14 protein-coding genes are annotated in these 12,643 nt (G+C 36.5%); 11 read left to right on the top strand and 3 right to left on the bottom strand.

What is annotated here, in order from left to right:
• The first annotated feature begins 21 nt into the window (after positions 1-21).
• The 9 genes from RAH34_RS01305 to RAH34_RS01265 all read left to right on the top strand — a co-directional run bounded on the left by RAH34_RS01305 (position 22) and on the right by RAH34_RS01265 (position 8,056).
• Positions 22-510 (top strand): DUF4280 domain-containing protein, encoded by a 489-nt coding sequence (locus RAH34_RS01305; protein ID WP_306594898.1) that lies wholly within the window; start codon positions 22-24, stop codon positions 508-510.
• An 11-nt stretch (positions 511-521) separates the two neighbouring features.
• Positions 522-3,182 (top strand): OmpA family protein, encoded by a 2,661-nt coding sequence (locus RAH34_RS01300; protein ID WP_306594897.1) that lies wholly within the window; start codon positions 522-524, stop codon positions 3,180-3,182.
• 8 nt (positions 3,183-3,190) lie between these two features.
• Complete coding sequence (locus tag RAH34_RS01295) at positions 3,191-4,006, top strand: hypothetical protein (RefSeq protein WP_306594896.1); 816 nt, start codon at positions 3,191-3,193, stop codon at positions 4,004-4,006.
• A 9-nt stretch (positions 4,007-4,015) separates the two neighbouring features.
• A complete protein-coding gene (locus tag RAH34_RS01290) occupies positions 4,016-4,669 on the top strand; it encodes a hypothetical protein (RefSeq protein ID WP_306594895.1) in 654 nt (217 codons plus the stop codon).
• Positions 4,670-4,736: 67 nt separating this feature from the next.
• The gene (locus RAH34_RS01285; RefSeq protein WP_306594894.1) at positions 4,737-5,387 is read left to right on the top strand and encodes a hypothetical protein; all 651 of its coding nucleotides are present in this window, start codon (positions 4,737-4,739) and stop codon (positions 5,385-5,387) included.
• Positions 5,388-5,480: 93 nt separating this feature from the next.
• A complete protein-coding gene (locus tag RAH34_RS01280) occupies positions 5,481-6,263 on the top strand; it encodes a hypothetical protein (RefSeq protein WP_114819010.1) in 783 nt (260 codons plus the stop codon).
• A gap of 86 nt (positions 6,264-6,349) precedes the next feature.
• Positions 6,350-6,823, top strand: coding sequence for a LemA family protein (locus RAH34_RS01275; RefSeq protein ID WP_228411891.1), 474 nt, complete (start codon positions 6,350-6,352; stop codon positions 6,821-6,823).
• Positions 6,807-7,184, top strand: a complete 378-nt coding sequence (locus tag RAH34_RS01270) for a hypothetical protein (protein WP_306594893.1) — start codon at positions 6,807-6,809, stop codon at positions 7,182-7,184. Before RAH34_RS01275 ends, RAH34_RS01270 begins: the two co-directional genes overlap by 17 nt.
• Before the next feature lie 182 nt (positions 7,185-7,366).
• On the top strand, positions 7,367-8,056 hold the full coding sequence (locus tag RAH34_RS01265) for a hypothetical protein (RefSeq protein ID WP_114819013.1): 690 nt from the start codon (positions 7,367-7,369) through the stop codon (positions 8,054-8,056).
• Positions 8,057-8,243: 187 nt separating this feature from the next.
• Here the strand turns inward: RAH34_RS01265 and RAH34_RS01260 are convergent, their stop codons facing one another.
• The 3 genes from RAH34_RS01260 to RAH34_RS01250 form a co-directional block, all read right to left on the bottom strand.
• Complete coding sequence (locus RAH34_RS01260; protein WP_114819014.1) at positions 8,244-10,034, bottom strand: endonuclease; 1,791 nt, start codon at positions 10,032-10,034, stop codon at positions 8,244-8,246.
• 310 nt (positions 10,035-10,344) lie between these two features.
• Positions 10,345-10,872, bottom strand: a complete 528-nt coding sequence (locus tag RAH34_RS01255) for a DUF4136 domain-containing protein (protein WP_110011388.1) — start codon at positions 10,870-10,872, stop codon at positions 10,345-10,347.
• Between the two features lies 1 nt (position 10,873).
• Entirely contained in the window at positions 10,874-11,056 is a 183-nt protein-coding gene (locus RAH34_RS01250) for a DUF5522 domain-containing protein (protein ID WP_047434227.1), read from the bottom strand.
• Positions 11,057-11,096: 40 nt separating this feature from the next.
• Between RAH34_RS01250 and RAH34_RS01245 the strand changes: the two genes are divergently transcribed.
• Positions 11,097-11,423 carry a hypothetical protein gene (locus tag RAH34_RS01245; protein ID WP_306594892.1) on the top strand — a complete coding sequence of 109 codons (327 nt, stop codon included), beginning with the start codon at positions 11,097-11,099 and terminating at the stop codon, positions 11,421-11,423.
• Between the two features lie 288 nt (positions 11,424-11,711).
• On the top strand, positions 11,712-12,620 hold the full coding sequence (locus RAH34_RS01240; protein WP_306594891.1) for a 1-aminocyclopropane-1-carboxylate deaminase/D-cysteine desulfhydrase: 909 nt from the start codon (positions 11,712-11,714) through the stop codon (positions 12,618-12,620).
• Positions 12,621-12,643: the final 23 nt, after the last annotated feature.

The following is a 12,643-nucleotide window of genomic DNA, read 5'->3' as shown; positions in this document are numbered from 1 at the left end:
TTCACTAAAGATAAAATTAATATGGCAGAAAAACATATTGTAGTACAGGGCGCCCTATGCAAATGCCAGTTCGGACAGGTTCCGGACAAGCTGAAAGTACTTACACATCAAAAAGAATATGCCAATGATAAAAGCGCTTCCAAAAAACTGATCGTTACCACGAAAGAAATAGGAGCCACCACATTTGAAAAAAATACATTCGGAAACTGTACCAAAATGGGAGGACCACCGCCTCCATGCAAAATTATGGTTACAGAATGGCAGAAGTTCTATGATAAAGTACAGCTCAGCAACGGCGGATACATCATTGTAGAGGACAGCAAGGCCGTTTGTGCTGTTGCAGGAACACCATGCATTGAGATTATAGACCACGGGCAGAGAGCAGAAGCCAGCCAGCAGAACTTTAAAAATGCAGATAAAGACATCCAGCAGCAGATCAATCCGTTGGTAGATTCCGAAGAAATGTATAACGAACAGCCTTCAGGAGGAGGGCAGGATGGTGCAATCTAAATGATAAGAAAATGGCAAAAGGCGTAAAAAAAATAAAGGTTGTAAGCGGATTGTATTATCCCAAAATGTCTGTATTAGGGCAAAGGATTACCATAAAGCCGGATCAGTGGGTACAGTTCGGCGTGGGTGAATGGCTTCCGGACACTACAGATGCAGACAAAAAGAAGCCTCTCACCTGGATGAGGCAGAACAGCAGTAAAAAAATTATTATCAATCAGATCACTTCTGCTACCGGATATAAATTTTTAATCGGCAAACAGTTCTGTGGAAGCTATCAGTTTTATATTGAAGCCAGTCTTTCAGGAGTAAGAGATCCCAAAAATGATACAGGAATATATGTAAAAGGCTGGTGTGAACCTAAAATTGTAAGCAGCAAATGGTCTACGCAGAAAAACAGCAAAAGCATCAAAAACAATAAAAAGTCCGAATACATTTCCTACGGACACATTGTTCATCTGAATCTGATGACAGAAGGGCTGAATGGAAATACAGTGAGTATCGAACTTTGGAATCAGCAGACCGCAAAAGCAGATAAACTGGTCCATACCTACAATAATGTACAGGTAATCGATGGTGAAGTCAATCTGAAAATAGAAAATACCTTCGCTTGGATGGCCTTTGTAGATAATATCCAGAATGTAGAAGAATTCTATATTAAAGTGAAAGATGTTGCTTCCAAACAATATATCAAAGATAAATTGGGTGATGATCTTCATGCCATCTATCTGAATGTTAAAAATAAAGTAGCCACTACCAATACCAACGGCGCGCAGAACCAGACGCCCACCAAAGTTTATAAGCCGGATGTAAACTCTGTCAGACTCGAGCCCTGTAAGTTTGAAGTGATCAAAATCACTGAAAATGAAACCAAGGACGGACAAGCCAGCAATACAACCGTTAAAGTGTTTGACAATGGAAACGGTGTCAAATTGCTAAAGTCTGCTGCTCTGCAGGAACATATTCAGAGAACAATCTATTATAAATTTGATTCCACAGTCATTGATAAAGACGGAGTTGCCGTTCTTAATAATGTACTTAAATTTCTTCTGGAACATAAAGATGCAACCATGAATCTGAGTGGTTATGCCTGCGTGATAGGAAAAGAAAATTATAATAAAGGACTTTCCCAAAGAAGAGCAGACGTTGTCAAAAAATTCTTTGCCGATGGTGGATTAGATCCCAGAAGAATAATCTCCGTAGGAAAAGGAGAAGTAGATCCTACCGATGATAAAATGGGAAGAGACAATATCAAATACAAAAATGAGAAAGACTACGAAAATAACCGTAGAGTAGACATCTCATTTGTTTTTAATGCCCATGATGCTCAGACTGTAAACTATGAAGTAACAGCACCGAGTGTATCTACAAAGAAAAATTTAGTAATTGATATTACAGGTTTTCAAACCAATGAATGTTTCAGAGACAGCAAAGGAAAACATAAAAAACAAACCCTGCTTGTAGATGTAGGGCAGGCGATAGATAAAGGAGATACCGTAAAGACATTTACCACTCCTTCATTTACTTATGGAGTATACTCAAACCTTTCCAGAGTTCATGCATTTCCAATAGAATACATCTGGCCTTCAGCAACCAATCCGAATCAGTTCCATTTGCATGTTCATAGCTGCAGATACTTTAGTAATGAAAAAAGAACTACGGTACTGATTAAAGCTTATCCGGATATTAAATGGGAACTTGCTCTTGAGTTTTTGGTGAATGTTTCCAATTATAAAGCAGCCAATATGCCGCCAGGATCTGTTTATGCAAAACATCAGGAAAAATCCAGACAGGCAGGATACAACAGAATGAGAATGAATGAAACCGGAAAAGTTCCGATTTCAATAGGAGTTGGCTTATCTGCGGAATGGGATGCCGGTAGAGAAAAGAGAAGCTTTACCAATGAATTTGCGGATAAAATTAAACTGGTAGCCAGGATGATTGCCACCGCTGTAAATATTGTACAGAATGCCATCAACTATGCGCAAAGTGCAGCAAAAGAAACAGCAATACCAGTGGGTTTCAATGTCAGGTATCCAAAATTTACCGTTGTAGGAAAATGGTATCTGGAAAGGGTAAACGAAAGAAATACACTCAGCGTAATTGGGGAAGTGGGCTTTGGTTTTAAACCCCTGATCGGAGCTGAAGTAGTTATAGATATCCTGGGAGCTGCTATTGCTGCAGCCTCTTATGGTGCTACAGGAAACCCGGCTGCAGCAAGAATTATTAACAAATTCCGTGGAGGATTAGAAAAATTAGGTGCTTCGGTAACCTTTACGGCAACATTTTATGGCGAACTGGAAATTATGGTAGATGCTCTGAAAATTGACAGTATCAACGGGATCAATATGCAGGGGAAAACCACCATTGGAGGAAAAATGGGGGCTACCATTGAACTTAGTGTCAGCGTTGAGATTGGAAGAGTAAAAGGGACCAAATCAAAACCTATTATGACATTTAAAGCTGCTGCAAAAGCAGATTCTTACTTTGGAGGAGATATTGTACTGGATTCTGATACTAAAGGACTATTCATACAGCCTATCCTGAAATTCTCAGGAGTAGTACTTTCAGTAGAAATAGAAGGAGAAGTAGGCTGGTGGAAAAGCAATTTTAAAGTAGAAGAAAAAGCAATAAAAGAAGAAACCTTCTATTTGGAAAAAAAATATTTAACTTAAATTGACCTATGCATAATTTAAAAAAGCCCTTATATTCTGTATATCCAAGAATGTACTGTTCAGGAACCATCTATGTGAATGATGTTCCTGTGATAGACTGGTACGGAGATGAGACAAAAGAAGGAGGATTCGGAGGCGACACCATGATTAATCAGGCGTTGCTTCAGAGCGGGAAATATAAAGTAACCGGGAAAATGTATCCTCGTTTAGGAAAAAATGTATTGGATGAAGACGATATGATGTCTATTGATTTTTTCTGTGCCGAGCTTGATAACTGGAAAGCTTCCAGGTCTGTTTTTCATCCTAAACTTGAATCACCATGGGATGGTCTCAGTGACAATATCAAATATCCTCATTTTGAAATTGCAGGTGAAATAGAAGTTGAACTTCCTTTTGTATTAGATGGATGGCAGAATTCAGTAGACCTGAAAGACATCAAAAAAGAAGATCTTTTCAGTGATGTTTTAAAATATTATAAACAGATCAGAGCTGTATTGCAAAGCCACGATGCCGGAAAATACGTTGACATGTCACAGGACAAAATGAAACTGCAGGAAGAGGCCTTATACTATACGGAAGAAAGAAAAAAAAGATTTCTGGAGAGTGCCGGACAATTATTTTCCCAGAACTTAGAAGTGGAAGAACTTCATGAAGCTGATCTCCAGCTTGAAGTAATGGGATACGGAAAATTAGTAAGACTGATGAGAAAAGACGGCTCACAACCATTACAATTCAAAAGTCCCGATATTGAAAAACAAAGCAATATAGAATTAGAAGTGAAGCTTCATATGAGAACAAAAGAAAAAGGATTCAGCATTATTTAATCAGTAAAGATGACTTTTTTAGGATATTTTACGGCAATAATTGTCATATTCTCTCTGTATAAAGGATATAAAATCTTTTTGAAATTTGCAGCGAACAGAAATAATGCGGGAAAAAAAGGAGGTTTTCTGGAAAAAGGATTCCTTCTTTTAATCATTTCAATCATTATGATTTCTGTGAATGCAATGGCGTTTGTCCTGTCGTATACCTTTTTCTGGGAAAAAGCATACAGAACCTTTGATGAGGCACAGTATGAAGCAACCGTGGTGGGATATAAAAAAGAAATAACGAAGTTTAAAAATTTTTCAAACTCTACTTACAGGGATAAAGCTATTTTTTTTCCAAAAGTAGAATATACAGATAATAATGGGAAAAAAGTGATAAAAACGTTGGATATTACAAGCGATAACCCACCCGCTATGGGACAGAAACTAAAGATAACAGATAAAGCAGGTAAAGAAAATACCAATGCTCTTCAGCTGGATTGGGTGATGTTTGCTGGTGGCTGTTTTTTTACAGGGTTTGCTGCATTTTTTGCTGCCTTAATTTCTACCTACACCACATCATATCCTATGAAAAAAAGAATAAACTGGTCTGTCCGGTTGGCACTATTACTGCTTTTCATTAATATTTCCTGTATAGTATTCATATATTTGAAATCATAATTTTTTTTTAAAAGAGAGTTTATCAAAAAGATAACGAATTATAATAATCATCAAAATATAAAGTAGTATGAAAAAAGCAAGAGTGCTGGTATTGATTTTTGTAGTATTGATCAATATCTGTTGTGGAAATAAATCATTTGACCTGTCATCCGTTTCCTTAGGTGAGGATGCCAAGAAGTATGATTTTGAAAATAAAGACTTATTTCTGAAAGATGCCGCAAAAGCCAATATCATTCAATATTATGCTGATGAAAACAAAGGCATAACCTACGGAAATATACCATTAGATAATACCATGGGTACAAGAATTACCGTATACAAAGGAAAAGTAGGTGCTGTTGATACCAATGCTGCTGAAAAGTACTCTCTGGAATTTGTAGAAAAAATAATAAAAAAACATGGAAATCCTACTGCTTCTACTACAGACAAAACAACCGTAGATGCCAAATTAGTAAAACCAATTTTTGAAAAACTGAAAAAACTTTCTCCGGAAAAAGTGTCATGGGATCAAAATGAGAAAAATTCCTTTACTTATCCAACTTCTTTCTTCTGGGATGACGGGAAAAATTATTCCATATTAAGTATTTCTATTGAAGATGATGGGAGAATAAGAAATAAATACATTTCTGTGACGAAAGATGCCTATCGTAATAATGCAGTTTTTGGATTGAAATATCCTACACCTCCTGCTTCTCCATGGTATAAGTATATGAACTAAAATCTTTTCCATAGAGAAAAGAATGAGACATCATTGACAAGAAAAATACTGAAGCAAAATTCAGATATTTCACCAGATTGTGCAACAAAATAGATGGAAGTAAAAAAGGGAAAACCATACATTGCCTATAGTATTTTAGGAATAATAGCTGCAGGCTTTATTTATTTTATTCTGTGGATTATTTTCAAAGATAAAATGCCGCTGCATGAGTATGCTTCTGAAATTTCCAATAACTATGACAGTTACGCAGAGAAAGCGATCGTTTTTTTTCCTTTACTTTTTTTTGTTTTCATCTTTATTGTTTTAATGAAGCCTACTGCGTCAAAACGTTTTTTACGTCTACAATCCTCACTGCCAACCTCTAAGATCCATTCTGTAGCAAAAGGACTGGCAGAGATTGAAGGAACATTAATGATGATGAATCCTTTATTTTCACCAGTAAATAATGAGGCCTGCATCGGATATTATTATACCATTGAAGATATTGACAGAGATTCAGACGGCAAAGAAAGTTACAGAACTATTCACAGGGAAACGAAATGCAATACCTTCAGGGTTAAAGATGACACAGGAACCATAGAAGTAGAACCGGAAGGAATAGAGCTGGTTTTATTGGAAGAAACCAATATAAGCAGCCATGGCGGTAAAAGGTACAAAGAAACTCTTTTAAAAGACGGTCAGAAGATGCTGCTGGTAGGCTATGCCGATTCCAGAAACGGAACCCCTTTCATCAGAAAAGATGAGCATTATAAAATCCTCGGGATTACTTCATCATCAGGAATCACAGTCTGGAATAAATATCAGCCATTGTTGAGGTCATTTATGTTTACCTGTTCCATCATCCTTTTAATAATTATTTATATACTTACACAATAATGAATCAGACGGTCGCTATCATATTACTTATCCTGCTTGGGGTAGTTGTTATAAGTTTTTTGATCAATTTGTACAACAAATTGGTCATGCTCAAATTTAACGTTGACAAAGCATACGGCAATATCGATGTGGTGTTGAAACAACGTGCAGATGAAATTCCCAATTTGGTCACCGTTGCCAAACACTTTATGAACTACGAAGAAAAGCTGCTTACCCGCCTTACAGAGCTCAGAACTTTTTACAATAACAGTACGGATGCCGATAAAAGAACCGAGATTGCCAATGAAACCTCAAAAGCGCTTTCTTCATTCTTTGCGGTTTCAGAAAACTATCCTGAACTGAAATCTAATAATAATTTTCTTGAACTGCAGAAAAGAATTTCCGACCTGGAGAACAAAATAGCAGACAGAAGAGAATTTTTCAATGACAGTGTAAACCTTTATAATATCGGAATTCATGAATTTCCCAATGTGATATTGGCAAAAATGCTGGCATATAAAGACAAAACACTACTGGAAATAACAGACTCTGAAAAACAATATAATGGAGTTCAGTTTTAATACTTTTTTCGGATTAGAAGACAAAATTGCTGCTTACCCGGAAGCAACCATTTTCGGAGCGATGTTAGTACCCATTTTGCTGCTTATTCCGATGGCAATGATAGGATGGATCTTTAGAAAGCTGAAATTCAATATGTACATCATTCATGTATTGATGTATACTTTGCTTTTTACATTTATAGTAGGAACACTCACCATATTGATCCTTTTCTTTATTACCGATAAAAATGGAGTGAAACTGGCCTATTCTTGGCTTACGGTTTTTACAGGAATGTTTATTTTCAGCCTGATTAACGCCAATACCATTACTAAAATGTTTACCGATTGGTCTAAAATAATTAAAGAAAAAGAAAATCAGTAATTTTAGATTGAAATATCGCTTCTCCAAGGAATAAGTATATGATTAAATAAAGGCATTTAAAATAGAGCAAAACAAATAAAAAAGCATCTCCGGATACTTGAATCCATTTTTTTCTGTTCTATTATTGATAGCTGCATACTAACACTAAGATTATGAAAGGATTGAAATATATAATAATACCAATGGTCTGTTTGGCAATTGCTTCATGCGGCCATCAGAAAAATAAAGAAACTGAGTCTCTGGTTGAAACCCAGGGAAGTACTCAGACAGAGCCCTTCAATCTTGCTAAAGTTGCTGTTGGACAAAATATCAACGATATTTTAAAATCTGCCGGAGCAACCTCCAAAGATGCTGTTCGTACCACTGACGTTACGCTGATCGGAAATGAAAAGCTGGCTTTTTCTTCAAAAGAATTATTACATTTCAACGGGATAGATTTAGAAGGAAAGAATAATAAAAACATCAATAAAGTCCTTCTGCATTTTGGAAAAGTAGACCAGGAAATCGGCCCGCTTGCTAATGAAAAAGAAGATGAATTGGGAATGTATCAGCTTGATATCTATACGGAACAGGAAAAGACAGCACTCCTGGATAATCTGAATAAAACACTTCAGAAACCAAGCTTTGATACCATCCGCGAAGGTTTTGAATCTGAAGTTAAAGACAATGAGGTCATTCAGACTCATAATAAATTCAGACAGGAAGTTGCCATCTGGAGAAACAGAGATATGCTCTATTACTATTGCGAAACCAAAATAGATAATAAACCGGACGAATACCGTTGTAATCTCTTCGTATTCAAAAATAAAGAATGGAAAGACCTTCTGAAAGGGTCAGGATATCCGGACCTGGATAAAATCTCCCTGAACTAAAAGAATATAGCAAAGAAGTTAAACCATTTGCTTGCTGATTCCTCTTTGCCCTCTGACATAAAACATTAGAAAAATAAAAACTCTGCATTAAAAAGATCTGCTCAATCAGCACAATCTGCGAGAGTTTAAAAAAAATAAATGCCGGTCTAAAAAGAACCGGCATTTTTATATCAAATCAGTATTTGAATTATTTTACTAAGAACTGCATCGTTACCTGATCCAGCTTCAAAATATACACTCCCTGACCAAGATTTCTTGTTTTAATAGAGTTGCCATTTCTGAAAGGCTGATCAATCGTCTGAAGAGTTTTCCCCTGAAGATTATAAATCTCCGCTTTTTTTACCTTCTGAAGATCTCCTTTTACAAAAATCTCCTGATTGGTGATTGGGTTAGGAGAGATTTTAAAACTGTTGGAAGTCGTTTCAGCAGCTGTATTTTGAGCCATTCTTGCACTTGATCCTGAATAACATGTCCATGCAAGATCATCAATAGCCACTCTGTTGCTTGCAGAACTATTAACCAGGCTTACCACTACATTTCCGGAAACGTTGATATTGTTAATGGTCGTCGTTGTCACTGAAGTACTGTAAGGAATAGTTCCTACGGTAGTTCCGTTTACTTTTACATCAAAAGTACCATTGGTTCCCGAGAATTTAAGCTGTGTCGTTACCGTTAAAGATCCGATACCGTTTGCAGAGCTTCCGGAAGTTAAAGAGCCGCTTCTTACCGTAATCGCTTTATTATTAATCGTTTGGTCTGTTCTTGCATCCGTTGCTGTCCAGGAAATACCTCCGTTGCTCCATGTTCTAGTTGTATACGTAGAATTGGCTGCAGGGATTGTTTCAAAATTTTCATTGGCGCAGTTGGTTCCTGGAGTAGTACCTCCTGAATTAGTAGTACCGGAAACTGTTGAACTGTTCGATGAAGAATTTCCAGCTGCATCCTTCGCTACCACATAAAAACTGTAAGTTGTGGAAGGAGTAAGCCCTGAAATTGTTGTAGAAGTTGAACCCGTAGTCGTTTGCAGACTTCCGTTCATATAAACATTATAAGCTGTTACGCCTACGTTATCGGTAGAAGCATTCCATGCAAGAGAAATGCTGCTGGAAGTTGTTCCTGAAACATTAAGACCTGTAGCCGCAGTAGGTGCCTGAGTGTCACCTGAAGGCTGCTGGGAACCCCAGATAAGGTTAACATAATTCGGGTTGTCTATAAAAGGATTTCTGTTCCCCTGGAAAGTATAGGATGCGTTATTTCTCTTGATCTCAGCCTGAGAAACCGGATCCTGATTATGCCATGCCAGCAGAACATTAAGTTCCCAGGTCTGTAATCCCGGGAAAGTAGAGCTTCCTAACATATTTCCTGATGAAAATGTTGAAAGTTTGCTTTGGTAGCGGGTTACGAAATAGAAAATCATACGGGCAACATCTCCTTTAAACTCATCAATCGGCTCAAATACAGTCCCCGAATATCCTGAAGAAGCTGATGTTCCAAGCTTTGATCCATTCAGTGAAGTAAAAGAAGCACTTCCTACCTTTCCGAAAGGATAATTACTTCTCATCCCATTTACCTTACCATCTGTTGCTCTGATAAAGTGAATATCTGCAACCATTGGTGAAGCCTGATTGAATAGACTTTGAGGAACAATATGCTCTCTGTTGTAGCAATTTCCCTCAGTAGAATACGTCCCACACTGATCAGATCCCGGAGTATAAGTGTAAGGATCACTACCTGTAGGCCTTTCAGAATAAATATCAAGGATAGTCCCGTCATTTTCGTAGTCCTTATCGATATCAGTAGTTTTATACGCTGTCCAAAGTCCACTGTACCCTTTATCCATATGTCCGTTGGTAATAATACTGCTTAATTCCGTTTTCAGTGCTGCACCACTCAGTCCGTTGGCAGAATTGTAGTACCCTGCAGGAGCCTGAGCGTGGGCAAGTCCTGCAAATACAGAAAATAAAATGATTTTTTTCATAATTAATATTTAGTATAAAGTTTCAGCAAGAATACCACAATTTTTGTGAATAAAAAATTACAAAATTGTTAATTTTAAATGCACTGTATGCGATACATAATGAGTGATGAATGATAAGTGATAAATGATGAATGATGTTGTGGTTAAATATCTGTATCTGTTTTCAATTCAATAAAGATTGGCTATAGACCGTATTATACATTATAATTCCATTCATCAGGCTTTAGCCAAAATTTAAAACTTAATAATTTTATCCATAAAAAAAAGCCAGTACACAATGTACCGGCCTATATAATGGATGACTTAAATCTTATTTTCTTTGTGGCGGATAATTTTTCATAATCTCAGCCATAATTTCTGGAATCTGTCTCTGTTTTGCTTTTGGAGAATCTACAGAAATTCCGCTTCCGATCCCTTGCCAAACCAATTTGTTGCTTTTTGCATCAATAAGGTCAACAATCAAAGCGCCTTCATTATAGTTGGTTGTCCATGTTCTGTTCATACCAACACCCCATCCGAATGGTCCGCCCCATCCCCACATTCCGTAAGGAGAAGAGGAATTGATATCCGTGATTTTTTTATGATTTGCTTTTACGTTGATAATCAGATCAGGGTTTTCTCCAGACTGAAGTCCTTTGCTTTGAAGCTGTCTGGACAGTTCATTCAGTACTCTGTCTTTATCAATATCATTCAGTTTCAGATCATCAATTCTGATTTTGTATGTTTTATAAGAATTGAAATTGGCGGTTTCAGCATAATCCGAACGTACCTGAAAAGGGCTACAAGAAGTTAAGCCTAATGTAGCAGATGCCAACAAAATAAAAATATATTTTTTCATTTTATTTATTTTTTTTATCACTTTTAATGAATGTATCAGTCTTTTTATCGTACCCGTAAGGACAGTGTCTGCAGCCGCTTTTACAGCAATATCCTCTTTTCAGATGGAATTTTTCTGTAAAAACCTTGTACCCCTGTTCATTATAGTAGAAGTCTTCACCTTCTTTGATGTCATAATGGGCCATAAGTTAAATGCTAGTCAAAAAACTTTTTATATTTGTTACTATGATAATTGTATGCCAAAAGCCCTTAAAAAAATTAAAAATTAATGGCATTGCTCTCTTTCCCTTTATCTTCATTAGGAAACCCGAAGATAAGGAAAATAATGTATTGATCAATCACGAAAAAATTCATTTACGGCAACAATTGGAAATGCTTGTCATTTTCTTCTATATTTTCTATGTTATTGAATACTATTACTGGTTTTTCAAACTCAAAGACGGCTATCTGGCCTACAGAAGAATCTCCTTTGAAAGAGAAGCCTATACTAATGAAAACAATCTGAATTATCTTAGAAAAAGAAAATTCTGGAACTTCAGGAAATACCTTTGAAATTATAAATGATGAATGATGAATGATGAGTTTCGGGATTCGAGATTCGAGTTTTGGAAATTGGTTTTGCGATTTCGGTTAAAGAACACAATATTCAATAGGAGCGGGCTTTAGCCCGGTTTATAAAAAAACAGTTTTCATCTGGCTTTAGCCTAAACCTAAAAGCCTAAAAATCAAAAAAGTCATCTGTGAAAATCTGCGTTACCTGTGGGAAAAAAAGAAACTGATCACAACATTAAATCTTTTCCTACTTTTGCAAAGAATAAACCCCTGATTCGTAAAACTGAAATGCTATTAAAACTTCCCACAGAACCTGTTTCCATCCAGGAAATTCCAATTGATAAAAATGTAAAGCTTTTCATTAAAAGGGAAGATCAGATTCATCCTTTAATTTCAGGAAATAAATACTGGAAACTGTTTCATAATGTCAATCACTATCTGGAAAAAGTTACTGATAATCCTTATATCATCACTTTTGGAGGTGCTTTTTCCAATCACATTGCAGCGGTTGCGGCAGTAGGTAATATGGCAGGGATTCCCACACTGGGAATTATCAGAGGAGAAGAACTGCAGCATAAATGGAGGGATAACCCAACCTTACTTTTTGCGAAAAGAAACGGAATGAACCTGAAATTTGTCACCCGCGAAGAATACCGCCATAAAGAAAAGCTCACCGAATTCCTTCAGCAGGAGTTTCCTGAGGCATTGATAGTTCCTGAAGGAGGTACTAATGAAGAGGCTGTAGAAGGAGTGAAAATGATGCTCAACGAACAAACAAAAGATTTTGACTATCTTTGCACCGCAGTTGGAACCGGAGGTACCATTGCAGGAATTTCAAAATTTTGTGAAGAGAATCAGAAAGTTATAGGATTTAAAGCTGTCGATGATGCTTCTCTGGAAAATAAAATTTTTGAATTAACTTTGAGACAGAATTTTAATCTAATAGATTCATGTTTCGGAGGTTATGGTAAAATAAGTGATGGAAACGTCCGTTTTATCAATGATTTCAAGGAGAGATACGGTATTCCTCTGGAGCCGGTTTATACAGGGAAAATGATGGAGAAAGTTTTTGAACTGATAGAAGAAGGGTATTTTCCTGAAAACAGTAAGATTTTATGCTTTCACACTGGTGGTTTACAGGGAATTGAAGGAGCGAATCTGCTGTTGGAAAAACAGAATAGAAATTTAATTATATAAGTAAAATTGAAAAACATGAAACA

It is taken from the genome of Chryseobacterium sp. WLY505 (assembly GCF_030846215.1).
In the GTDB taxonomy this organism is placed as follows: domain Bacteria; phylum Bacteroidota; class Bacteroidia; order Flavobacteriales; family Weeksellaceae; genus Chryseobacterium.
This window is presented reverse-complemented; position numbering and strand designations above follow the sequence as displayed.

Bases quoted from the DNA above. Each gene is read 5' to 3' on its own strand.
- RAH34_RS01275 (WP_228411891.1), top strand. From the start codon at position 6,350: ATGCTCAAATTTAACGTTGACAAAGCATACGGCAATATCGATGTGGTG.
- RAH34_RS01245 (WP_306594892.1), top strand. From the start codon at position 11,097: ATGATAATTGTATGCCAAAAGCCCTTAAAAAAATTAAAAATTAATGGC.
- RAH34_RS01285 (WP_306594894.1), top strand. From the start codon at position 4,737: ATGAAAAAAGCAAGAGTGCTGGTATTGATTTTTGTAGTATTGATCAAT.
- RAH34_RS01290 (WP_306594895.1), top strand. From the start codon at position 4,016: ATGACTTTTTTAGGATATTTTACGGCAATAATTGTCATATTCTCTCTG.
- RAH34_RS01255 (WP_110011388.1), bottom strand. From the start codon at position 10,872: ATGAAAAAATATATTTTTATTTTGTTGGCATCTGCTACATTAGGCTTA.
- RAH34_RS01265 (WP_114819013.1), top strand. From the start codon at position 7,367: ATGGTCTGTTTGGCAATTGCTTCATGCGGCCATCAGAAAAATAAAGAA.
- RAH34_RS01270 (WP_306594893.1), top strand. From the start codon at position 6,807: ATGGAGTTCAGTTTTAATACTTTTTTCGGATTAGAAGACAAAATTGCT.
- RAH34_RS01260 (WP_114819014.1), bottom strand. From the start codon at position 10,034: ATGAAAAAAATCATTTTATTTTCTGTATTTGCAGGACTTGCCCACGCT.
- RAH34_RS01280 (WP_114819010.1), top strand. From the start codon at position 5,481: ATGGAAGTAAAAAAGGGAAAACCATACATTGCCTATAGTATTTTAGGA.
- RAH34_RS01305 (WP_306594898.1), top strand. From the start codon at position 22: ATGGCAGAAAAACATATTGTAGTACAGGGCGCCCTATGCAAATGCCAG.
- RAH34_RS01250 (WP_047434227.1), bottom strand. From the start codon at position 11,056: ATGGCCCATTATGACATCAAAGAAGGTGAAGACTTCTACTATAATGAA.
- RAH34_RS01295 (WP_306594896.1), top strand. From the start codon at position 3,191: ATGCATAATTTAAAAAAGCCCTTATATTCTGTATATCCAAGAATGTAC.
- RAH34_RS01300 (WP_306594897.1), top strand. From the start codon at position 522: ATGGCAAAAGGCGTAAAAAAAATAAAGGTTGTAAGCGGATTGTATTAT.
- RAH34_RS01240 (WP_306594891.1), top strand. From the start codon at position 11,712: ATGCTATTAAAACTTCCCACAGAACCTGTTTCCATCCAGGAAATTCCA.